This window comes from Streptomyces sp. NPDC054932 (assembly GCF_053610205.1).
Genome location: NZ_JBSGXU010000137.1, coordinates 1 through 22,070 on the forward strand (window position 1 = coordinate 1; position 22,070 = coordinate 22,070).

Consider the following 22,070-nt stretch of genomic DNA (forward strand, 5'->3'; position numbering starts at 1 on the left):
GGACCCCGGGCCGTGTTCCTCGGGCAGGATGTGCGCATGCAGACGATGGAACCGGTGGCGAGGGCGCAGGCACTGGCCGCCCCGGGCGGGCGGCGCATCCTCGGCATCGCCGGACCCCCGGGGGCCGGGAAGTCGACACTGGCCGCCCGGCTCGCCGACGCGCTCGGACCGGAGCGGGCCGTGGTGGTCCCGATGGACGGCTTCCACCTCGCCCGGGCCGAACTGGACCGGCTGGGCCGCGCCGAGCGCAAGGGCGCCCCGGACACCTTCGACGCCGCCGGCTACGTCGCCCTGCTGCGCCGGCTGCGCGCGGCGGAGGGGTCCACGGTGTACGCGCCCGCCTTTGACCGCCGCCTGGAGGAGCCGGTCGCGGGCAGCATCCCCGTCGCCCCGGACGTACCGCTGGTGATCACCGAGGGGAACTACCTGCTGCACGACGCGGGGGAGTGGGCCGCGGTACGGCCGCTGCTGGACGAGGCCTGGTACCTCGCCCCGGAAGAAGGCCTGCGCGTGGGCCGGCTGATCGACCGTCACGTGCGCCACGGCAAGGACCCCGCGTACGCCCGTGAGTGGGTGGACCGGTCGGACGAGGCCAACGCCCGCCTCGTCGCCCTGGGGCGCCACCGCGCCGACCTGGTCCTCGACACCGGCTGACCGGGGGCGGGGCCGGCCGGGCCGATCGGAGCGGGGGCCGGACGGACGCGGCACCGGGGGCCGGGCGGGGCCGTGCGCTCTCGTGCCAACACCGGTGCACGGGAAGGAAAGCCGGGCGGCCGGGGCGTACGTAGTTTCGGGGTGTGCCGGGCCGCGTGATCGCGGGCGGCGACATTCCTGATCGCTCCGAGAGGACACCCCCCATGTTCGACATCAGCAAGGTCCAGGCCGCCCCGAGCGCGGACCTGCTCACCCCCGACAACTCCGTCATGCTCTTCGTGGACCACCAGCCGCAGATGTTCTTCGGTACCGGGAGCGGCGACCGCGCCGCCATCATCAACAGCACGGTGGGTCTCGCCAAGGCGGCCCGGGCGTTCGACGTGCCGGTCGTGCTGACCACCGTCGCCGCGGAGTCCTTCTCCGGGCCCCTGCTGCCCCAGCTCGCCGAGGTGTTCCCGGGGCACGAGGTCATCGACCGTACGTCGATGAACGCCTGGGAGGACGAGGCGCTCGTGGCGGCGGTCAAGGCGACCGGACGCAAGAAGATCATCCTGTCGGGCCTGTGGACCGAGGTCTGCCTGGTGCTGCCCGCCCTGTCCGCGCTGGAGCAGGGCTACGAGGTCTACGTGGTCTCCGACGCCTCGGGCGGCGTCAGCCCGACCGCCCACGAGCACGCCGTCCAGCGGATGCTGGCCGCCGGGGCCGTGCCGGTGACCTGGGTGCAGGTACTGCTGGAACTCCAGCGCGACTGGGCCCGCCAGGAGACGTACGGCGCCGTCATGGAGGTCGTCAAGGCCCACGCCGGCGCCTACGGCCTCGGCGTCGTGTACGCGCAGGCCGTCATCGGCGAGCACGCGGCCGGCTGACCCCCTTTGGACACCGGCATCCTGATCCTGCGTCTGCTGGTGGGCCTGCTCGTCGCGGGCCACGGAGTGCAGAAGATCAGCTCGCACCTGGGCGGCAAGGGCCTCGAAGGCGGCGCGCGGGAGTTCCGCGCCGACGGTTTCCGCGGCGGGGCCCTCACCGCCCTCGCGGCGGGCGGCGGCCAGATCGGATCGGGCCTCCTGCTGGCCGCGGGTCTGCTGACGCCCCTCGCCGCGACCGGCGTCATCGGGGTCATGACCGTGGCCCTCACCGTGAAATGGCCCGGCGGTCTCTGGGTGCAGAACGACGGCTACGAGTACCCGCTGGTGCTGATCGTCACCGCGGCCGCCCTCGCGGCCACCGGGCCCGGTGCCTTCTCCCTCGACGAGGCGATCGGCCTGACGCCGTACCCGCTGTGGTGGACGGCCCTCGTACTCGCCGCAGGCGTCGGCAGCGGCCTGCTCACCCGGCTCGCCCTGCACCGCGCCCCGGCCGTCGATCACCGCTGAACGCCCAGGACGCAGACCGGGTCCGGCCGTCCGCGCACACCCCCATGAGCCGGGCGGCCGGGCCCACCCGACCCTGCCCGTCCCACACACACAACCGACGCGCACAACCGACCCGCACGACCGACAGAGGAGTACCCACCCATGCCGTACATCAAGGTCTCGGAAGGCCGATCCGCCCCCGTCGAGCTCTACTACGAGGACCACGGAACGGGCCGGCCGGTGGTGCTGATCCACGGCTGGCCGCTGAGCGGCGCCTCGTGGGAGAAGCAGACGGCCGCCCTGCTCGCCGCCGGCCACCGGGTCGTCACCTATGACCGGCGCGGCTTCGGCCGCTCCGACCAGCCCGCCGACGGCTACGACTACGACACCTTCGCCTCCGACCTGAACGCGGTGCTCACCGCGCTCGACCTGCGGGACGCCGTACTGGTCGGCTTCTCCATGGGCACCGGCGAGGCGACCCGCTACCTGGGCACCTACGGCAGCGAGCGCATCGAGCGGGCCGTCATGATCGGCGTGGTCCCGCCCTTCCTGCTCAAGACGGACGACAACCCGGGCGGGGTGGACGCCGGCGTCTTCAAGGGCATAGAGGAGGCCATCACCGCCGACCGGTTCGCCTTCATGACGGCCTTCTTCGCCGACTTCTACAACGTCGACGTGCTCGGCGGCGAGCGCATCAGCGAGGAGGCGGTCCGGGCCAGTTGGAACGTGGCCGTCGGCGCCTCGGCCAAGGCGACCCTCGACTGCGTCCAGGCCTGGCTCACCGACTTCCGCGCCGACCTGCCGCGCATCGACGTGCCCACGCTCATCATCCACGGCGACGCCGACCGCACCCTGCCCATCGACGCCACGGCCGTCCCGCTGGCACGGAACATCACCGGCGCGCAGCTCACCGTCGTCCCCGGCGGCCCGCACGGCCTGACCTGGACCCACGCGGCCGAGGTCAACGCCGCTCTGCTCGCCTTCCTCGCCTGAGCAGGCAGATCCCCGCCCCGGGGGCGGAGTTCCGCCGCCCCCCGTTCCCCGTCCCCCCGAAGGAGAGCGCCATGCCCGACCAGCCCGTACTCGAACCCGCCGCCCAGGCCTTCGCCGACGCCACCGCCCGGCCGCCGTACCTGTACCAGATCCCCGTCGAGGACGGCCGCAAGGCCGTGGACGACGTCCAGAGCGGTGAGGGCGTCACCCTGCCCGCCATCGACGAGGAGTGGGTCACCGTCCAGGGCGGCCCCACCGGCGACGTCCGCACCCGGATCGTCCGCCCCCGCGGCGCCACCGGCCCGCTCCCCGTCATCCTCTACATCCACGGCGCCGGCTGGGTCTTCGGCAACGCCCGCACCCACGACCGGCTGGTGCGCGAGCTCGCCGTCGGAGCCCGGGCGGCCGTGGTCTTCCCCGAGTACGACCTCTCGCCCGAGGCCCGCTACCCGGTCGCCATCGAGCAGAACTACAGCGTCGCCCAGTGGGTGGCCCGCGAGGGACACCACAAGGACCTCGACGGCTCCAGGATGGCCGTCGCCGGCGACTCGGTCGGCGGCAACATGAGCGCCGCCCTCACCCTCATGGCCAAGGAGCGCGGCGACGTCCGCTTCCTCCACCAGGTCCTCTTCTACCCGGTCACCGACGCCGCCTTCGACACCGCCTCCTACGAGCAGTTCGCCGAGGGCTACTTCCTGCGCCGCGACGCCATGCGCTGGTTCTGGGACCAGTACACGACCGACGAGGCCCAGCGGGCGCAGATCACGGCCTCCCCGCTGCGCGCCACCCTCGACCAGCTGACCGGGCTGCCGCCCGCCCTGGTCATCACCGCCGAGGCCGACGTCCTGCGCGACGAGGGCGAGGCCTACGCCGCCTGGCTGCGCGCCGCGGGAGTCCCCGTCACCGCGCTGCGCGTGCTCGGGACCATCCACGACTTCGTCATGCTGGACGCCCTGCGCGAGACGCGGGCAGCGTCGCTCGCCATCGGACAGGCCGTCGGCACCCTGCGCGAGGCCCTGGCATGACCGGCACGGCCGGTACGGCGAGCATGCCCGTGGCCGGGGTGGTCCCCGCCCGGCACCCGGAACACCCGGCGGCCGACCTCCTCGTCCGCAACGCGAAGGTGTACACCGGGGACGCGGCCCGGCCGCAGGCCCGCGCCGTGGCGATCCGCGACGGCCGGGTCGTGGCCCTCGGGGACGACCACGACCTCGCCGGCCTCGTGGGCCCGGCGACCCAAGTGGTCGACGCCCTGGGCCGCCGGGTGGTTCCCGGGCTGAACGACTCGCACCTGCACGTCATCCGGGGCGGCCTGAACTACGTGCTGGAGCTGCGCTGGGACGGCGTACGGAGCCTGCGCCAGGCGCTGGCCATGCTGCGCGAGCAGGCCGGCCGCACCCCCGGGGGGCAGTGGATCCGGGTCGTCGGCGGCTGGACCGCCGAGCAGTTCGCCGAACGCCGGATGCCGACCGTGGCCGAACTGAACGCCGCCGCGCCCGACACCCCGGTGTTCGTCCTGCACCTGTACCAGTCGGCGCTGATGAACCGGGCGGCCGTGCGGGCCGCCGGATTCACCCGCGAGACCCCCGACCCGCGCGGCGGGCAGATCGTACGGGGCCGGGACGGCGAGCCGACCGGAATCCTCCTGGCGGCGCCGAGCGCGCTCGTCCTGTACTCCACGCTGGCCAAGGCGCCGGCCCTGGACGAGGCCGGCAAACGGACCTCGACGCGGCACTTCCTGCGCGAACTCAACCGCTTCGGGCTGACCTCGGCCGTCGACGCCGCCGGCGGGTTCCAGAACTTCCCCGGCGACTACGCCACCGTCGTCGACCTGGCCCGGTCGGGGGAGCTGTCGCTGCGGATCGCCTACCACCTGTTCCCGCAGACCGCCGGGCAGGAGCTCGCCGACCTGAAGCGCTGGACCGAGACGGTCAAGCCAGGGGACGGGGACGAATGGCTCCGCCTCAACGGCGCGGGCGAAAACCTGACCTGGGCCGCCGCCGACTTCGAGAACTTCTCCGAACCCCGCCCCGCACTCGCCGAGGGCTACGAGGCCGAGTTCGAGCAGGCCGTCCGGCTGCTGATGGAGAACGGCTGGGGCTTCCGGCTCCACGCCACCTACGACGAGACCATCCGCCGCGACCTGGCCGTGTTCGAGCGGCTCGCGGCCGAAGGGCTCTTCCCCGGCGGGAACCGCTGGCTCTTCGACCACGCCGAGACCGTCTCCGCCGACAGCCTGGACCGGATCGCGGCCCTCGGCGGCGCCCTCTCCGTGCAGAACCGGATGTCCTTCCAGGGCACCGCCTTCCTCGACCGCTACGGCGCCGGGGCCACGTCGCACACCCCACCGGTCCGGGACATGCTCGACCGGGGGCTCACCGTCGCCGCCGGAACCGACGCCACGCGCGTGTCCTCGTACAACCCGTGGGTCTCCCTGCACTGGCTGGTCACCGGCCGCACCGTGGGCGGTACGGCGCTCTACCCGGCCGCGAACCTGATCGACCGGGAGACCGCGCTGGACCTCTACACCCGGGGCGGCGCGCAGCTCACCGGGGAGCAGGATGTGAAGGGCGTGCTGCGGGAGGGCTGTTACGGCGACCTCGCGATCCTGTCGGACGACTACTTCACCGTGCCCGAGGCCGCCATCCCCGGCATCGAGTCCGTGTTCACCGTCGTCGGCGGCCGCATCGTCTACGCGAGCGCCGAGTACGAGGGCCTCGACGAGCCCCTCCCGCCGGTCACCCCGCAGTGGGCCCCCGTGGCCCGCTTCGGCGGGTACCGGGCCGGCGGTGGCGCACGCCAGGCCGACCTGATGGCCGAGGCCGTCGCCGAGTCCGAACAGCACCGGCTGTGGCGGGAGGCGCGCGGAGCGGCACCGGGGACGCCGCCGCCCTTCGTCGACCCGTGCTTCACGCACTGAACAAGGGAACCCACCACATGAGCACAGTCCCCGGCGACGCCGCCGCGGGCGGCCCGGACGACGCACCCCCGGGGCGCCGTTTCGAGCCCGACCTCCGGACGATGACGCGGATCAACCTGCACCCCATCGCCTCACCGATGCCGCTGGGCTTCTTCACGGTGGCGATCGCCTCCGTGACGACGGGCTGCCTGCAGCTCGGTGTCTTCGAGGCCGCCGACCGGCGTGCCGTCGCCCTGTGCGTGCTGCCCGCCTTCGCCCTCCAACTGCTGGTCAGCTTGCTGGCGTTCGGGGCCAGGGACGTGATCGCTGCCACGCTCATGGGCACGTTCGCCGGCAGCTGGCTGGCGTACGCGCTCGTGATGGGCACCGGTGCGGCCGGGGGCCACCGGGTGCTGGGCGTGTTCAACCTGGCGCTGCTGTGCTTCGGGGCGCTGATGGCCTTCGTGACCCGGCCCAAACGGGCGCTGTGGCTGGTCATCGTGGTCTCCCTGCCCCGCTGGGCGGCCACCGGCCTGGCCGGGCTCACCGGAGCCGGCTGGCTCGGCCACCTGGCGGGAGCCCTCGGGATCCTGGTGGCACTCGTCGCCACGTACGCGGCGTTCGCCCTGATGCTGGAGGACATGCGCGGCGAACAGGTGCTGCCCATCGGCCGCAGCGGCCCCGCCCGTACCGCGGTCGAGGGAGACCTCGCGGTGCAGCTGCGCAACCTGGAACGCCAGGCGGGTGTGCGGCGCACCCTGTGACGCGGTCACACGCCCCGGGCGCCGGCCTGCCACTCCCGGGGCGACATGCCGTAGGCGGCGCGAAAGGCCCGGCTGAAATGGGACGGGTTCGTGAACCCCCAGCGCTGACCCACCGCCGTGACGGTCGGCGCCGGGCCCACCTGCCGCGCCAGATCACGTCGGCACCTCTCCAGCCGCTCGTGCCGGATCCAGCTCCCCACCGTGGTCCCCTCCGGCTGGAAGAGCTTGTGCAGGTACCGCACGGAGATGTGGTGCGCGGCCGCGATGTGCTCCGGAGTCAGGCCCGGATCGGCCAGGGAGGCAAGGACGTACGCCTTGACGCGCGCCAGGATGCCGCGGGCCGCCTCCGACGCGTACGGATCCAGCAGGCCCTGGCGCTCGCGCACCAGCACGGTCAGCAGATCCGTGGCGGTCATGGCGAGCTGCTGACCCGTGTACGCGTCGAAGCCGGAGGCCCGATCGGCCAGCCGCGTCAGAAAGCCCGAGACCAGCCCGGAGGTGCCGCGATCGCCGCTGAAGACGGTCCCGGTGACCGCCCGCAGAGCGGAGTCCGACACCCCCAGGGCGCTCTTGGGCACCCGGACGGCCGTGAAGCGGAAGTAGTCCGGCTGCTCCCTGCGGTACGGGCGTCCGGCGTCCGAGCAGGTGAAGGTCCCCGGCTTGACCAGAGCCTCGCGGCCGTCCTGGGTGAGCCGCGCGGTGCCGGTGTGCTGGAAGGTGACGGTCATGAACTGCTCGCCGCCCCGGGAGATCAGGCGCCGGTCGCGCGAAACGGTCTGGGGGCCCGCCTGGACGGCCGAGATCTGCAAGGGGCCGAGCCGTTCGCTGGCGATGCTCCCCGCCGACGGCTCGGGCTCGTGCAGGGTGACATCGAGGGGGATGAACGTGTCGGACACCAGGCTGTGCCAGTAGTCCGCCCGTTCGTACGGGGACAGCGGCGAGGTGGTGAATACGACGCTCATGGTGGCTCCGAGGGGGTGAGGCGTTCTCCTTCACCCAGTCTCGGAACGACCGCCGCCGGTGCCATCCGTCAGATGACTTGCCCCGTGCCCCGGCTCCCCTCAGTCGGCCGGTTCCTGCTCCACCACGTCCCGCAGCTGCCCGCGCGAGGTGACGCCCAGCACCGGGAACGCCTGGTAGAGGTGGGTGCCGACGGTGCGCGGCGAGAGGAAGAGACGCTCGCCGATCTCGCGGTTGGTCAGCCCCCGCGCCGCCAGCCGGACGATCCGCTGACGCTGCGGGGTCAGCGTCCTGAACGCACTGCGCGGGGCGGATTCGACGGCCACCCCGGCCGCGCGCAGCTCCGCCCGGGCCCGCTCGCCCCAGTGCACCGCACCCAGGCCCTCGAAGATCTCGCCCGCCTTCGTCAGGGCGGCCCTGGCCTCGGCGATCCGGCGCTGCCGGCGCAGCCACTCCCCGTAGTCCAGCCAGGTCTGGGCGTGCTCGAAGGGCCACCGGTGGCCGGCCGGATCCTCCAGCGCGCGCTCGAAGTACGGACCGGCCTCGGCCGGATCGGCGAGCAGCGCCCGGGCCCGGTCCAGGATCTGCCGCAGCCTCGGCGAGGCGCCGTCGCCGACATCGGCGATGACGTGCTTGAGGGCGGCCGAGGCGTCCTCGCCCCGGCCGATGAGCACGGCCGCTGCCGCATGGTCGGCGACGGCGTAGCACGACAGGTGGTAGTGGACCGGTGCTCCCGCCCAGTCGAACAGGGCCCGGAAGTGCCGGAAGGCGGAGGCGTGGTCACCGAGAGCCGTGGCGGCCAGCCCCGCCGCCCGGCGGGCCCGGACGACGGTGCCGAGCACACCGGCCGGCTCCGTTACGGCCAGCGCGGCCGTCGCGTGCCGCACGGCGAGCTCCGGCTCCCCGGTGAGGGCGCACACCGTGGCGAGGACGGTCAGCGCCCGTGCGGAACCGTGGGTGTGAGCACCGCTCAGGAACCGCCCGGCGAGCCGCTCCACACCGAGCCGGGCGTCCGCCCACCGGCCGCGGTCGAGGTTGGCCCAGGCCAGATCGGCGGCGGTCATCCCGGCATGGAAGGCGTCGGCGTCCTCCCACTGCGGATTGGCCACTTCACCGAGCAGGCCCACCGCCGCCTCGGTCTCGTCGAGCACCATGCAGAGCACCCCGAGCGTATGGATCTCCGTGGGGACCCGGCCGGGCGCGGACATGACGGCGGGCAGGTGGGAACGGACCAGCTGCCCCTTGCCGAAGGGGTCCGTGACGCCCGCGTCCCAGAGGTGGAAGGGATGCGGCGGTGTCGGATCCGCCAGATCGCGGGCGGCCAGCAGCCGCACGACCCGTTCGCGCTGATCGGGAGAGCCCGAGTGGTAGGCGATCCCGGTGGCGATCGTGGAGCTGCCCTCGTCGAGGTGCCCCACATCGGGCAGGGTGTCGGGGACGACCAGGGCGAACGCCCGCTCCATCCGCATCATCAGCATCTCCACCAGGCCGGTGAGCGCCGATATCCAGGGCATCGCGGCCGCGTCCTCGTTGACCGAGGCGGCCTTCGCAGCGAGCGCCTGCGCCCGGTCGATGTCGCCGGTCAGGACGCCCGCGTACGCCGCCGTCGTCAGCAGCCGCGTCTGCTCGGCGGGGGCGGAGTTGAGCTGCGCGGACCGTTCCAGACCGGCCAGGGCCTCGGCGAGGGCGCCACGGGTGAACGCGCGCATGGCGGTGGTCTCCAACGCGGCGGACACCGACGCGTCGGGTGCCACGGTCGCCGCCGACAACTGCCAGGCCCGGCGGTCGGGATCGCCGGCGAGGGAGGCCGCCAGCGCCAGGTGGGTGCGGCGCCGTTCGGCGAACGGCGCGGCGCCGTAGATCGCGGAACGGACCAGGGGATGCCGGAAGTCGATGCGGTCGGTGTGCAGCCGGACCAGCCCCGCCCGTTCCGCGGGCAGCCAGACGTCCATGTCCGTGCCCGGCGGGAGCGCGGCCAGCACACCGGCCGGCCCGATGCCCTCGGCCGCCGCAGCCACCAGCAGCGCGTCCCGGGTGGCCGCGGGCAGCTCGTCGACCTGGGCGGCGAAGGTCCGTTCCAGCAGATCGGTGACGGGGAGGTGACCGGAGAACAGGAGCCCGCCCTCCCGCGCCGCCGAACGCGAAAGTTCGACCAGGGCCAGCGGGTTGCCCGCAGCGGTGTCCAGTACGCGGCGCCGGGTCGGCCCGACGAGCGGATCCGGCTGTACGGCGAGCAGCTCCTGAGCCTGCGCCGGTGACAGCGCGGGCACCACCAGCTCCGGGACCGACCGGTCGAGCCACTCGGGCCGGCGCGTGCCGCGCGCGGTGACCAGCAGCCCGATCGGCTCGCCCGCGAGACGCCGGGCGAGGAACCCCAGAACCTGGCAGCTGCCGCGGTCGATCCACTGTGCGTCGTCGACGGCGAGCAGCACCCGCCCGGCCGAGGCGACCTGCGAGACCAGGGTCAGCACGGCCAGGCTCATCAGCATGGCGTCGGGCGGTGCCGGGTCGTCACCCAGCCCGAAGGCGCCGAGCAGCGCACCGCGCTGACGGACCGGCAGATCGTCCGCCTGGTCCAGTACGGGCAGCAGCAGCTGGTGCAACCCCGCGAAGGCCAGCTCGGTCTCGGCCGGGTTCCCCCGGACCCGCAGCACCCGGGTCCCGGCCCCGAGCGCGTCGTCGACGGTCATCTCCATCAGCAGGGTCTTGCCGACCCCGGGCTCACCGAGCAGCAGCAGCGACGCCGTGGCCGCCTGCGGTGACAATGCGGTGGCGATGGTCGCCCGTTCTTCCTGACGCCCGATCAACACGGTATTTATTTCCGAACCTTCTCACCCAGCAGGACATCCGCCGTTCGTACACGAGGCCGGACGGCACTGCGGCGAGCATAGTCGGGCGGCGCCGCGGAACGGGCCGGGCGCAGCGGAGCTACGGAACCCGCCAGACGTTGGCGAACGCCGCGTTCTCGATCGACCGGCGCTGGCGTACGGCTTCCAGTTCCATCACCGCGTCGTTGACGATCGCCAGCACGGTCGTCACCGCTTCGTCCTCGGAGCCCGGCCGGTCCCCGTCCCCGTCCTCGTCCTTGCCCTCCTCCTCGGAGCGGCTGCTGCGGATGCCGACGACCGCGGCGAGGGCGGCGAGTACGGGCTCGTCCGCCTCCCAGCGGCCGCGGGCCCGGCGGAGAGCGGGCGTATCGGCCACTTCCAGGCGATCGGATCCGAAGGGCAGCAGGCCACGGCGTCCCCGCGTCAGCTGACCGGCCTCCTCGAGGGCCGCCTGGTAGGCCGCGGACAGGTCGTCGCCCCGGCGCCACAGCCAGTCCTCGACCCGCTCGTAGGGCACCTGCCGGGTGAGCGCCGACGCGGCCTCGGCCAGGAGGTGATCATTGAGGTCCGGCTCCTCGCCCGGCACGATGCGGTCGCCGTCCAGGGCGGCGGCCTGCGCGCCGAGGAGATCGATCAGCTCGGCGCCCGCGAGGGCGAGCGACAGATCGCCCTGCCCGACCGCATGGTCCGGCCGCGGGTCCATGGCGATGATGAACAGGTCTTTCGCCGTGCTCATGAACGGCTCCCCTCTGAGTCATCGGAAGTCGGATCCGCTGATCACCTTCCCATGGTCGCACCAACGCCCACCACCGTCCCCGGGTTCCCGGACGTAGCAAAAGGGTGCGTTCGGCGCAGCGGATCAGGACGCGGCCCTGCCCATGGGGACGCCCGTCCTTGTCACCCGAAACCCGGACACCGCCCGGCGCATTGTCTACTCTCGCTCTCGGGCGGGCCCCCTGACCGGACCGACCGCCACCGACCACAGCGAGGAAGCGGCATGACCACACCGCCGATCACACCGCAGAGCCACCGGCCCCTCCCGTACGAGGAGACGACGGACCCCCTCTACACCCGGGAAGTGGCGCAGAACCACGATCTCCAGCATGTGAGGGGGGACGACTACGCCGTCATCTGTACCTGTCCGCGCTGCGGGGCGGCGCTGGACATCGAGCTGTTCGAACCGGGCTTCCGTGCCATGGTGCGCGCCGTCGCCCCGGCCGGTGCCCAGCCCGCACCCGCACCCGCACCCGCACCCGTCTCCACCTCGACCGTGGTGCCGATGAGCTGCGTCTGCCTGGGCACGCACGACGGCCGCCCCGAGGGGCGCAGCGGCTGCGGGGCCTTCTGGACCCTGACGCTGTCATGACCACCCCCCGCGTCCCGCCGCAGGTCGGCGCCGGCCCCCCGGCCGGCGCGCGGGACCTGCTGGCCGCGCAGGAGCGCCACCGGCTGGCCGGGGAAGCGCTGCCCCGGCTGCGGGCGGCCGCCCTGGGGTGGCGCAACGCGGCCGGCGCGCTCATGGCCGGACTCATCGGTTTCGGCCTGATCAAGGGCCGTACCGATGTGGGACAGCTCGCCAGGCCCTGGGCCGTCGGCGTGGGGTGCCTGCTGCTGGCGGCCCTGCTGTGCGGGACCTGGGGCGCGTACCTGCTGAACCGGGCGGCCCACGGACCGCTGACACTGTCCCCGCCGGCGCCCCGGGCGACCCGTTCGGCGGTGGAGCACCTGGAGGTCGGGGAGGCCCTGCGGGCGCTGCGGCGGGGCATCGTGATGACCCTGTCGTGCACGCTGTTCCTCGTCGGCGCCCTCGGGGCCACCTGGTACGGGCCGAGTGCCAAGCCGCCGGCGGTGGAGCTCACCACACCGGCCACGGGCAGGCTGTGCGGCACCGTCACCCGAGTGGGCGAGGGCAAACTCCTGCTGAAGACCGGCGGTACGACGGTCGAAGTGGCGACGGGGGCCCTGACGCAGCTGAGGACGGTGGACGCCTGTCCATGAGTGAGCTCCGCTCCGTTCCCGGGTGACGTCTTCCGACACCCCGGCACACACCGGACGGAACGCGGCGCCCGGTTCACCCCTCTTGCCTGGTGCGCTCCCACTGGTGGCGCTCCGGACCGAGCGTCCGGATCGGGTCGGTGCAGAGGGTTTCCTGGGTCATGGGTCTGACGAGTGGCACGCTCATGGCGTGCGTCGCGGTCTGCACGGTGTTGCTGTTCGCCCTCACGGTGGTGCTGTGGCCGCGGTTGGGGCGGCGCGGAGTCCGATGGGTGTCGGCGCGCGTCGGACTGCTCGCGCTCGTGCAGTTGCTGGTGCTCGCCTCGGTCGGGGCCGCCGCCAACCGCACCTTCCTGCTCTACGACTCCTGGTCAGATCTCGCCGGTACGAAGCGCCACGCCCCCGCCGCCCCGGGCGGCGCCGCCGTGGAGGTCCGCGGCCGCCAGGCCCCGGAGGTTCCCGGCGGCCGGAACCCGGAGGTGGGCGGGGTCATCGAGAAGGTGACGATCCACGGGGAGCGCTCCGGGTCCGCCGCCGAGGCGTACGTGTACCTGCCGCCGGAGTACTTCGACAAGAGCGACGAGCAGCGCAGGTTCCCGGCGGCCGTGGTCCTCACCGGCTACCCGGGAATGGCGGAGAACCTGATCAAGAAGCTGCACTACCCGAGGCTGGCGTGGACCCTGGCGAAGCAGAAGCGCATGCAGCCGATGATCCTGGTGATGATGCGGCCCACCATCGCCGCACCCAACACCCAGTGCGTCGACGTCCCCGGAGGCCCGCAGAGCGAGGCATTCTTCGGTGCGGACGTCGTCAAGGCGGTGTCCGGCACGTACCGCGTGGGCACCTCGGCGAAGAGCTGGGGCATCATCGGCGATTCCACCGGGGGCTACTGCGCCCTGAAGATGGCGGTGCAGCATCCGGAGGCGTACGCGGTCGGCGTGGGCCTGTCGGCCGAGTACAAGCCCGAGATCGACAAGGACTCCGGTGATCTGTTCCAGGGGAACAAGGACGAGGAGAAACGATCCGACCTGCTGTGGCACCTGGACCACCGGCCGCAGGGGAACTCCTCGTTCCTGGTGACCTCCTCGCTGCGGGGCGAGCCGAACTACCAGGCGACCCAGGAGTTCATCCGCAAGGTGAAGGCGCCCTCCCACGTCTCGTCGATCATCCTCGACAGCGGGGGCCACAGCTTCAACACCTGGCTCCGGGAGATCCCGCCGGCCCTCGTCTGGACGGGCGCGCGGCTCGGCGCCGAGTGAGCGGGTGAGCCGCGTCTCACCTGACCCCTGCCGCTTGTCTATGCAACGAGTTGCATAGAAAGATCGGGGCATGGCGCTCGACCACGCGATCCTCGTCTCCCTGCTGGAGAAGCCGGGCTCCGGCTATGAGCTGGCCCGCCGGTTCGACCGGTCCATCGGCTACTTCTGGACCGCCACCCACCAGCAGATCTACCGCGTCCTCAAGCGCATGGAGGGCGACGGCCTGCTCGCCGTCCGCCAGGTACCGCAGCAGGGCCGACCGGACAAGAACGAGTACTCCGTCGCCGGCCCCGGCCGTACCGCCCTCGCCCGGTGGCTGCACGAGCCGATCGAACCGGAGAGCCTCCGCCACGACCTCGCCGTCAAGATCCGCGGCGCGGCCTTCGACGACCCGGCCGCACTGATCCACGAGGTCGAGCGCCACCACCGGGCACACAGCGACCGCCTGTCCCGCTATCTCGCCGGTGAACTGCGCGACTTCACCGGGCCCGAGGCCCCCGCGCCGCTCGACGCGGGACAGGAGCTCCAGCACGTCGTCCTGCGCGGCGGCATCGCGTACGAGCGGATGACGATCGCCTGGCTCGACGACGTCCTCGCCACGCTCCACCGGCTCGGCGGCTCACCCCCCACCGGCACCCCCTGAACGACAACGCACCGCAACGCACCGCAACGCAACGCGCCGCGGCCGCCGCACCGTCCTCCGCGCGTCCGACCCCCAACCCCTCGGAAGGTGAACCTCCATGGCAGACGCCCTGCTCTTCAACCCGCACACCTACGACCCGGCGCACTTCGACCCCGAGACCCGCAGGCTGCTGCGCGCCACCGTCGACTGGTTCGAGAGCCGCGGCAAGCGCCGGCTGATCGAGGACTACCGCTCCCGCGCCTGGCTGGCGGACTTCCTCGCGTTCTCCGCGAAGGAAGGGCTCTTCGCGACCTTCCTGACCCCGGCCGCGGCCGCCGGTGAGGGGGAGTCCGACAAGCGCTGGGACACCGCCCGCATCGCGGCCCTGAACGAGATCTTCGGCTTCTACGGCCTCGACTACTGGTACGCCTGGCAGGTCACCATCCTCGGCCTCGGTCCGGTCTGGCAGAGCGACAACGCCGACGCCCGCGCCCGCGCCGCGGAACTCCTCTCCGAGGGCGAGGTGTTCGCCTTCGGCCTGTCCGAGAAGACCCACGGCGCGGACATCTACTCCACCGACATGCTGCTGGCGCCCGACGGCGACGGAGGCTTCCGCGCGAGCGGCTCCAAGTACTACATCGGCAACGGCAACGCCGCCGGTCTCGTGTCCGTCTTCGGCCGCCGCACCGACATCGAGGGCCCCGACGGCTACGTCTTCTTCGCCGCCGACAGCCGCCACCCGGCGTACAACCTGGTGAAGAACGTCGTCGACTCCTCCAAGTACGTCAGCGAGTTCCGCCTCGACGACTACCCGGTCGGCGCCGAGGACGTCCTGCACACCGGCAAGGCCGCCTTCGACGCCGCCCTCAACACCGTCAACGTGGGCAAGTTCAACCTCTGCACCGCCTCGATCGGCATCTGCGAGCACGCGATGTACGAGGCCGTCACCCACGCGCACAACCGCGTCCTCTACGGCCGCCCCGTCACCGCCTTCCCGCACGTGCGCCGCGAGCTGGCCGACGCGTACGTCCGCCTGGTCGGGATGAAGCTGTTCAGCGACCGTGCCGTCGACTACTTCCGCTCCGCCGGACCCGACGACCGCCGGTACCTGCTGTTCAACCCGATGACGAAGATGAAGGTGACCACGGAGGGCGAGAAGGTCATAGACCTGATGTGGGACGTCATCGCCGCCAAGGGCTTCGAGAAGGACAACTACTTCGCGCAGGCGGCCATCGAGATCCGCGGGCTCCCCAAGCTGGAGGGCACGGTCCACGTCAACCTCGCCCTGATCCTCAAGTTCATGCGCAACCACCTGCTGAACGCGGCCGAGTACCCGGTGGTGCCGACCCGCCTCGACGCGGCCGACGACGCCTTCCTGTTCCAGCAGGGGCCGGCCCGCGGCCTGGGCTCCGTACGCTTCCACGACTGGCGCCCCGCCTACGACTCCTACGCCGAGCTGCCGAACGTGGCCCGGTTCCGCGAGCAGGCCGACGCCCTCTGCGCGTTCGTGGCCACCGTCGCCCCGGACGAGGAGCAGAGCCGCGACCTCGACTTCCTCCTCTCCGTGGGCCAGCTGTTCGCGCTGGTCGTGCACGGCCAGCTGATCCTGGAGCAGGCCCGCCTGACGGACCTGGACGAGTCCGTGCTCGACGAGCTGTTCTCCGTCCTCGTACGCGACTTCTCCGGCCACGCCGTGGAGCTGTACGGCAAGGACTCGGCCACCGCGGCCCAGCAGGAGTGGGCACTCGGCGCGGTCCGCCGCCCGGTCGTCGACGAAGCCCGCTCGGCGCGCGTCTGGGCCCGGGTCGAGGCGCTGTCCGGCGCGTACGAGATGGCCCAGTAGCCACCGGCCCCCGGGGGACCGGCCCGGCCCCACCCACGGGCCGGGCCGGTCCCGGAAGCGGGCTCGCCGCGATGGCTGAGGCGCCGGGCGCGAACCTCCGGCCCGAGGACCTGCGGCACACCCCTCTGAGGGCCGAACGCGCTTCCGGGGAAGGCATCTGGACAGGCGGCTACAGCGAAGACCCGCCGTTCTGGCCCACGCGCCCACCGTGCTCACGCCCACCGTGCTCACGCCCGCCGACCGGCGATGATGGGTGCGGGCGCCGCGGTGGCGTCCGACGGGTTCCCGGGGGTGCGCAGTGATCGAGGTCGGGCCGGAGGGCGCGTTCAGTGTGAACGGTGTCGGTATGGAGTGCCGGCCGTTCCCGTTGAGCTTCAGTGCCGGAGAGACCGGGGGCGTGTGGGAGGTGAGTGCCGGCGCGGCCCAGGCGGGCCAGTTGGCCGACCTGCTCGTGGCCGCGGCGAACGACGCGGTCGCGGTGGTGTCGGTGGACACCAACTCCTTCCTGGCCTTCGAGGACGACGAGTGGCGGTCGCTGCGGCCGTCGCTGATCGCGGCCGAGCTCGGCGTGCCGTGCAGGGTCCACCCCCTCGGATCCTGGGCGTCCGGCACGTACGCACTCGCGGAGGAACTCCTGGTGATGGACCGCGACCAGCTGCCGCGCTTCCTCGCCGGCCGCTGGTCGCCGTACGAGCTGACGCTGGTCGACGTACCCGCCGACGTGAGCCCGGAGGAGCTCGACGAGCTCGCGCTGGTGCTCGGTACGACCGGTACCGACGAGCAGGTCCTGGCCGGCCTGCAGGGCTCCCGGGTCTGGTTCTCCGGCCACGACGACTGCTACGTGCTGCTGGAGACCCGGGACCCCGCCCTGCCGGTTGCTCTCCTGGGGCGGCTGCTCGCCCTGCAGGCCGGCTCCGCCCTCGCCGAACTCACCGGGGGATCCCCCTCGCGCGTTCCCGAGCCCGGGCCGTGGCTGCCCGCGCGGCTGATGGCCACCGCACCCCACTGGATCGGAGCCCTGGGCGCGGTCACCGGGGAACGAGTGACGATCGGGCTGGCCGCCCTTCCGGCCCCGTGGCGCCTGAGCGTCCCCTTCCCGCAGCGGGCGGACCTGACGGCGACGCTCGACGTCCGCCACGGCACCTGGCGGATCGCCCCCGCAGGCTGACACGCAGACGCCCGGTCGCCGGTCCCGCCGTCAGGAGAGGGTGTCCGCCAGCAGCTCGGCGGTCCTGGAGATCAGGGTGTTGTCGCGCGGCGCTGTCGCCTCAGGCATGGTGCTGAGGATGGCCAGGAGCACGGGCGGGCGTCCCGGGGGCCAGGCGATGCCCACGTTGTTGTTCGTCCCGTACGATCCGGCGCCCGTCTTGTCCGCGACGTCCCAGTCCTCGGGCAGGCCGGCCCGGAGGCGGTCGACGCTCGTGGTGTTGGACAGCAGCCACCGGTTCAGCTGCTCCCGGTGCCCGGGGGCCAGCGCGTCGCCGAGCGCGAGCCGCGCGTACGTCCGCCCGATCGCCCGGGGGCTGGTGGTGTCGGTCACCCGCTGCGGCTCGGCCGAGTTCAGTTCGGGCTCCCAGCGGTCGAGCCGGGTCGTGCGGTCTCCCAGCGATCGGCAGAAGCGGGTGATCGCGGTGGGGCCGCCGAGCTCGCGCAGCAGGAGGTTGCCGGCCGCGTTGTCGCTCTGGGCGATGGCGGCGGAGCACAGTTCCGCGACGGTCAGGCCGGCTGCGATGTTCTCGGGCAGCTTTGTGATCTCGCCGCCGCCCGCGTCCGTGACGTCCTGGAGCGTGTAGTGGATGCGCTTGGCGAGGTGGGAGCCGTCGTGGTCGAGGTCCCGCATCACGGCAGCCGCGGCGACGGTCTTGAACAGCGAGCACATGGGGAACAGCTCGTCGGCCCGGTGGAGCACGGTCCGGCCGGTGGCGGTGTCCCGCGCGTACACGCCCAGCCGCGCTCCGTACTCGCGCTCGAGCGCGCGCAGTTGCGCCACGACACCGTCTCCCGTGCCGTGCGGCGACGACTCGGCACGGGCCGTGCCCACCGGCAGCGCGGCGGCCAGCGCCGCCCCCGCCCCCACGGTCAGCAGTGCGCGACGGGACGGTGATGCGTCCGGGGTCTTCACGTCAGGCTCTCCTCTTCCTGGCCGGTCATGTGCCCCCGAAGACGTCAAACATGATCAATTCGGTTCCGGGCGGAAGGACTCCAGGTGGGTGTACCGGCGAGGTGTACTAGCGGTACACCCCACTGGTGTGTACCGTTAGTACATGACTCCGCTCCCTCGATTCCATCGACTGCCGGCCGAGCGGCAGGAGGCGATCCTGGGCGTCGCCCGCGCGCATTTCGCCGAGCACGGCCCCGAAGCCGCTTCGTACAACAAGATCATTGAGGCGGCCGGCTTCTCGAAGACCGCCGCCTACCAGTACTTCGACGGCCGCGAGGACCTGCTCTCCGCGGTACTCGCCGACGTGCTCGACCGCCTCCTCGGTGTGCTCGGGCCCTGGACCCCGACCCGGGACGAGGCCGAGTTCTGGGCGCGGCTGGAAGCCGGATCGCACGCCCTGGTCGTGCACCTGCGCGCCCACCCGGACGATCTGGCCCTCGCCGACGTCGCCGTCGGGAGGGCCCGGGGCGGCGCCTGGCTCGGCTGGTTCGAGGCCGTGGTCGAGGACGGACAGCGCCTCGGTTTCATCCGGACGGACGTGGACCGGTCCCTGCTGGCCGGTGCGACCGCGGCCGTCATGCGCGCGGCCGACGAATGGGCGCTGAGCGCGCTCCGCGCGGCGCAGCAGGAGGCGCCGGGAGGAACGGCGGCGCCGCCCGGGAGCGCGCAGGTGTGGAGCCTGCTGCGCGGCCTGTGGAGCGCCGGAGCGGACGGAGGGGCCGGGCGTGCGCACTGACCTGGAGATCCACTGGGAGATACCGCCGACGTCCCCGGGGCCGCTGGGGCGGCTGGAGCGGTTCATGGGGCCGGGCAAGTCCCGTTCCGAGTCGGCGGTGGAACTCGTCGGCGCGGGCGGCTGCGCCGTGCTCCTCGCGGCCGGGGTGTGGTCGTCGGGCATCCATCGCGACTGGTCCGGGCTGCAGTTGGCGGTGGTGGTGCTGATCGGCCTCGATCTGCTCGGGGGAATCCTCACCAACGCGACGAACTCCGCCAAGCGCTGGTACCACCGCCAGGACCGCGGGGCCCGGCGCGCCCGCCTGCTCTTCGTCGGCGCGCACGTGCTGCACCTCGCCGCGATGGGCCTGGTGGTGCTCGGCGGCGACCGCGGCTGGACCCTGGGGAACACCGCCGTGCTGCTCTGCGCCGCCGCGGCCGTGGAGTTCACGCCCCTCCACCTCAAGAGGCCGGCGGCCATGGCCCTCTACTCCGCCGCCGTCGTGGTCAACCTGTTCTGGCTGCCCGTGCCCTCCGCGCTCGCCTGGTTCGCACCCCTGTTCTTCCTGAAGCTCCTGGTGTGCCACCTCGTACCGGAGGCGCCCATGGAACGGCGGCGCGATGTCTGAGCCCGGAGCCGGACCTCTGGACCGCGACGACTCCCCGTCGCCGGCGCGGTGCGTGCCCGTGCTCGCCGCCGCCTTCGTCCGCGAACCGGCCATGACCTGGATCTCGGGCGGTTCGGACCGCGTACGGCGGGCCTGGTTCACCGCCATCCTGCGCACGCACGCCACACTCCACGGCAGCCGCCGCCACCTGCTCACCGACGGGCACGGGCGGGCCGTCGCCGCCGCCCTCCTGACCCCGCCGGCCGCCGTACCCGCGGGCCCGGCCCGGGCGGCCTGGGCGGTGCGCACCCTGGTGGGCTGCGGCCCGCGTGCCCTGGTGCGGACGCTGCGCTATCTGCACCGCACCGAGGCCGAAGCCCCGCCCGGAGCCTGGACCCTGGAGTTCATCGGCGTGGAGCCCGAGTCGGCGGGACGGGGAGCCGGAGGGCAGCTCCTGGGCCACGTGCTCGCCGAGACCCCCGCGCCCGGCGGCATCTTCCTCACCACCGCCGACGAGTCGAACGTCCGGCTCTACCACCGCTTCGGCTTCACCACCCTGCGGCGGCTGACGGTCGGCCCATTGGAGGTGACGGCGATGTGGCGGCCTGACCCCGCCCGCACCAGGGCGGCGATCGAGGACATCCGCGCCGGCCGCCCCCACACCGAACTCGGCCGGACCTGACCCGGAGGGAGCGGCCGCTTCCCAGGCCGCTTCCTCAGTGGGTCAGCCGGTGATCGAGAAGAAGATCGAGCCGTCCTCGGCCCACCACCAGGCGCCCTCGCCCTCGTTCCACTCCGAGGCCCAGCCGTCGAGGGCCTCGATGAGCTCCCCGAGGTCGTACCGGAGATCGGCGTCGACGCGGTCCAGCACCGCGCGGTAGGACTCCACCGCGGGGCCGGCCTTCGCGAGGGGCCAGCAGCCGATCCCCGGTGAGCCCTCCAGGGGATGGGGTATGTGGAACCCGATCTCCGAGGGCGGGCCGCTGAAGACGTACCGGTAGGGCAGCAGGTCGGCCGGGACGCCAGCCGAGCTGAGGGCGTCGTCCAGGGCGGAGAAGTAGGTGACGGGGCTCCGGTAGCTCGCCAGGGTCGAGCTGTCGCTCGCGTTGTGGTCGATGATGATCTGGAGAGCCGCGTAGTAGGCGCAGCCCGCGTAATCGGCGGAGGAGTCGGCCCGGCCGGAGACCAGTTCCTCCAGGGCGTCCGGGATCGACAGCCCCCAGTCCACGCCCTGCTGGTCGAGGCTGTCCTGACGTGCCTTCGCCCTGACGCGCATGTTGTCCAGGCGTCGTGATTCGTCGGCGCTCAGGTCCAGGGCGGGCACGAAGCGCACGATCTCGCCCCGGTTCGCCATGCTGTAGTTCACTACCTTGCTCATGGGCCCATGCTGCCAAGGGGCACTGACAGCCCGGTGTCCGGGACCGGTTCGCAGGCGCGGAGCCGCTCAGGCCGTCGCTTTCGGATCAGGCCCAGTGCTGTGACCGGGAAGGTTCACGGGGTCGTCGACGCTGGTCGGACCCGGGCCAGTGGCCTGGCCGGATGCCCGATGACGTCCTCGCCCTGTGGCCCCTCGCGCCCGCCTCCGAGACCGACCGGCTCGCCGGGCTCACCCAGGACGACGGCCTGACCGGCATCTGGGGCACCAAGGTCTGCGGCCCCCGCCCGCTCGTCGAGGCACTGCTCGCAGACACCGAACTCGAAGCCGTCCGCCTGCCTTGGATCAGCTGGGTGTGTTGTCCCGGGACGGTGCTGCCGCCGGCCGGCGCAGCTTCGGCACTGCTCCGGTGACAGGGCATTAGCAGAGGGGAGCGGCTTTGAGTGCCGCCCGCCGCGCCGCTTTCAGGCCGTGTTCGTGAGCAAGGCCGAATATCATCCACAACCCCGGCAAACCACCTGCAGGACGAGATCACTGCATTGAGGTAATGCCAACGGTTTTCAGGCTCAAGTGGGCGTACCGGCCGTTACTGTTCCCCCGGATCTGGACGGATTCCCGGAGATTCGCCCCCCTTTTTTCCTCGTTCCTTGGTGACGCGCGCGTCCGCCGGTTCACCACCCTTGCGAAGGAGAGCTCGCCCGATGACCGTTGACACCAGCCCGGAAGCCCAGCTGGAGCCGCCGCGGCAGTCCAGCCTGAGCACGGCGGCTGCCCGCAACCTCGCCAGCACGACCAAGTCCGCCCCGCAGATGCAGGAGATCACCTCCCGCTGGCTGCTGCGGATGCTCCCCTGGGTGGAGACCAAGGGTGGCACCTACCGGGTCAACCGCCGGCTGACGTACACCGTGGGCGACGGGACCATCGAGTTCGTCCAGGACGGCGCGGACGTCCGGGTGATCCCGCGCGAGCTCGGCGAACTGGCCCTGCTGCGCGGCTTCGACGACGACGAGGTGCTGACCGCGCTCGCGAGCCGCTGCGTCCTC

The 22,070-nt window shown here is 72.7% G+C and carries 22 protein-coding genes and 1 pseudogene; 18 read left to right on the plus strand and 5 right to left on the minus strand.

Going from position 1 to position 22,070, the window contains the following annotated elements:
* From ACWGE1_RS29040 to ACWGE1_RS29070, 7 genes are all read left to right on the plus strand, one after another.
* The coding region (locus ACWGE1_RS29040) for a nucleoside/nucleotide kinase family protein (RefSeq protein WP_453423423.1) at positions 1-654 on the plus strand (654 nt) is incomplete at its 5' end.
* 203 nt (positions 655-857) lie between these two features.
* Positions 858-1,520 (plus strand): hydrolase, encoded by a 663-nt coding sequence (locus ACWGE1_RS29045; RefSeq protein ID WP_453423424.1) that lies wholly within the window; start codon positions 858-860, stop codon positions 1,518-1,520.
* A gap of 6 nt (positions 1,521-1,526) precedes the next feature.
* Positions 1,527-2,027 (plus strand): DoxX family protein, encoded by a 501-nt coding sequence (locus tag ACWGE1_RS29050; RefSeq protein WP_453423425.1) that lies wholly within the window; start codon positions 1,527-1,529, stop codon positions 2,025-2,027.
* Between the two features lie 141 nt (positions 2,028-2,168).
* The gene (locus tag ACWGE1_RS29055) at positions 2,169-2,999 is read left to right on the plus strand and encodes an alpha/beta fold hydrolase (protein ID WP_453423426.1); all 831 of its coding nucleotides are present in this window, start codon (positions 2,169-2,171) and stop codon (positions 2,997-2,999) included.
* A gap of 71 nt (positions 3,000-3,070) precedes the next feature.
* Positions 3,071-4,024, plus strand: coding sequence for an alpha/beta hydrolase (locus ACWGE1_RS29060; protein ID WP_453423427.1), 954 nt, complete (start codon positions 3,071-3,073; stop codon positions 4,022-4,024).
* On the plus strand, positions 4,021-5,919 hold the full coding sequence (locus ACWGE1_RS29065) for an amidohydrolase (protein WP_453423428.1): 1,899 nt from the start codon (positions 4,021-4,023) through the stop codon (positions 5,917-5,919). The genes ACWGE1_RS29060 and ACWGE1_RS29065 overlap by 4 nt, the downstream gene beginning before the upstream one ends.
* A 17-nt stretch (positions 5,920-5,936) precedes the next feature.
* The gene (locus tag ACWGE1_RS29070) at positions 5,937-6,662 is read left to right on the plus strand and encodes a GPR1/FUN34/YaaH family transporter (protein ID WP_453423429.1); all 726 of its coding nucleotides are present in this window, start codon (positions 5,937-5,939) and stop codon (positions 6,660-6,662) included.
* Between the two features lie 5 nt (positions 6,663-6,667).
* Here the strand turns inward: ACWGE1_RS29070 and ACWGE1_RS29075 are convergent, their stop codons facing one another.
* The 3 genes from ACWGE1_RS29075 to ACWGE1_RS29085 all read right to left on the minus strand — a co-directional run bounded on the left by ACWGE1_RS29075 (position 6,668) and on the right by ACWGE1_RS29085 (position 11,186).
* On the minus strand, positions 6,668-7,624 hold the full coding sequence (locus ACWGE1_RS29075; RefSeq protein ID WP_453423430.1) for an AraC-like ligand-binding domain-containing protein: 957 nt from the start codon (positions 7,622-7,624) through the stop codon (positions 6,668-6,670).
* Between the two features lie 99 nt (positions 7,625-7,723).
* On the minus strand, positions 7,724-10,432 hold the full coding sequence (locus ACWGE1_RS29080; protein ID WP_453423431.1) for a helix-turn-helix transcriptional regulator: 2,709 nt from the start codon (positions 10,430-10,432) through the stop codon (positions 7,724-7,726).
* A gap of 118 nt (positions 10,433-10,550) precedes the next feature.
* Positions 10,551-11,186 carry a GOLPH3/VPS74 family protein gene (locus ACWGE1_RS29085; RefSeq protein WP_453423432.1) on the minus strand — a complete coding sequence of 212 codons (636 nt, stop codon included), beginning with the start codon at positions 11,184-11,186 and terminating at the stop codon, positions 10,551-10,553.
* A 261-nt stretch (positions 11,187-11,447) separates the two neighbouring features.
* Between ACWGE1_RS29085 and ACWGE1_RS29090 the strand changes: the two genes are divergently transcribed.
* The 6 genes from ACWGE1_RS29090 to ACWGE1_RS29115 all read left to right on the plus strand — a co-directional run bounded on the left by ACWGE1_RS29090 (position 11,448) and on the right by ACWGE1_RS29115 (position 17,337).
* Positions 11,448-11,816: a hypothetical protein gene (locus tag ACWGE1_RS29090; protein ID WP_453423433.1), complete on the plus strand. Its 369-nt coding sequence runs from the start codon at positions 11,448-11,450 to the stop codon at positions 11,814-11,816.
* Complete coding sequence (locus ACWGE1_RS29095; RefSeq protein ID WP_453423434.1) at positions 11,813-12,448, plus strand: hypothetical protein; 636 nt, start codon at positions 11,813-11,815, stop codon at positions 12,446-12,448. The genes ACWGE1_RS29090 and ACWGE1_RS29095 overlap by 4 nt, the downstream gene beginning before the upstream one ends.
* A gap of 158 nt (positions 12,449-12,606) precedes the next feature.
* Positions 12,607-13,704 (plus strand): alpha/beta hydrolase, encoded by a 1,098-nt coding sequence (locus ACWGE1_RS29100; RefSeq protein ID WP_453423435.1) that lies wholly within the window; start codon positions 12,607-12,609, stop codon positions 13,702-13,704.
* Positions 13,705-13,774: 70 nt separating this feature from the next.
* Positions 13,775-14,347, plus strand: coding sequence for a PadR family transcriptional regulator (locus ACWGE1_RS29105; RefSeq protein ID WP_453423436.1), 573 nt, complete (start codon positions 13,775-13,777; stop codon positions 14,345-14,347).
* Between the two features lie 97 nt (positions 14,348-14,444).
* Entirely contained in the window at positions 14,445-16,169 is a 1,725-nt protein-coding gene (locus ACWGE1_RS29110) for an acyl-CoA dehydrogenase family protein (protein ID WP_453423437.1), read from the plus strand.
* Positions 16,170-16,566: 397 nt separating this feature from the next.
* Entirely contained in the window at positions 16,567-17,337 is a 771-nt protein-coding gene (locus ACWGE1_RS29115) for a hypothetical protein (protein WP_453423438.1), read from the plus strand.
* 30 nt (positions 17,338-17,367) lie between these two features.
* Here the strand turns inward: ACWGE1_RS29115 and bla are convergent, their stop codons facing one another.
* Entirely contained in the window at positions 17,368-18,291 is a 924-nt protein-coding gene (gene bla, locus ACWGE1_RS29120) for a class A beta-lactamase (protein ID WP_453423439.1), read from the minus strand.
* 142 nt (positions 18,292-18,433) lie between these two features.
* Between bla and ACWGE1_RS29125 the strand changes: the two genes are divergently transcribed.
* From ACWGE1_RS29125 to ACWGE1_RS29135, 3 genes are read left to right on the plus strand one after another with little or no spacing between them, the layout of a single operon-like run.
* Positions 18,434-19,066: a TetR/AcrR family transcriptional regulator gene (locus ACWGE1_RS29125; protein ID WP_453423440.1), complete on the plus strand. Its 633-nt coding sequence runs from the start codon at positions 18,434-18,436 to the stop codon at positions 19,064-19,066.
* Entirely contained in the window at positions 19,056-19,673 is a 618-nt protein-coding gene (locus ACWGE1_RS29130; protein WP_453423441.1) for a hypothetical protein, read from the plus strand. Before ACWGE1_RS29125 ends, ACWGE1_RS29130 begins: the two co-directional genes overlap by 11 nt.
* On the plus strand, positions 19,666-20,334 hold the full coding sequence (locus tag ACWGE1_RS29135; RefSeq protein ID WP_453423442.1) for a GNAT family N-acetyltransferase: 669 nt from the start codon (positions 19,666-19,668) through the stop codon (positions 20,332-20,334). The genes ACWGE1_RS29130 and ACWGE1_RS29135 overlap by 8 nt, the downstream gene beginning before the upstream one ends.
* A 42-nt stretch (positions 20,335-20,376) precedes the next feature.
* Here ACWGE1_RS29135 and ACWGE1_RS29140 read toward each other — a convergent pair whose 3' ends face one another.
* Positions 20,377-21,030 carry a DUF7691 family protein gene (locus ACWGE1_RS29140; RefSeq protein WP_453423443.1) on the minus strand — a complete coding sequence of 218 codons (654 nt, stop codon included), beginning with the start codon at positions 21,028-21,030 and terminating at the stop codon, positions 20,377-20,379.
* A 161-nt stretch (positions 21,031-21,191) separates the two neighbouring features.
* Here ACWGE1_RS29140 and ACWGE1_RS29145 point away from each other — a divergent pair, with 161 nt between their 5' ends.
* Positions 21,192-21,440, plus strand: coding sequence for a hypothetical protein (locus ACWGE1_RS29145; RefSeq protein WP_453423444.1), 249 nt, complete (start codon positions 21,192-21,194; stop codon positions 21,438-21,440).
* 288 nt (positions 21,441-21,728) lie between these two features.
* A pseudogene (locus ACWGE1_RS29150) lies at positions 21,729-22,070 on the plus strand (Crp/Fnr family transcriptional regulator); the annotation flags it as partial.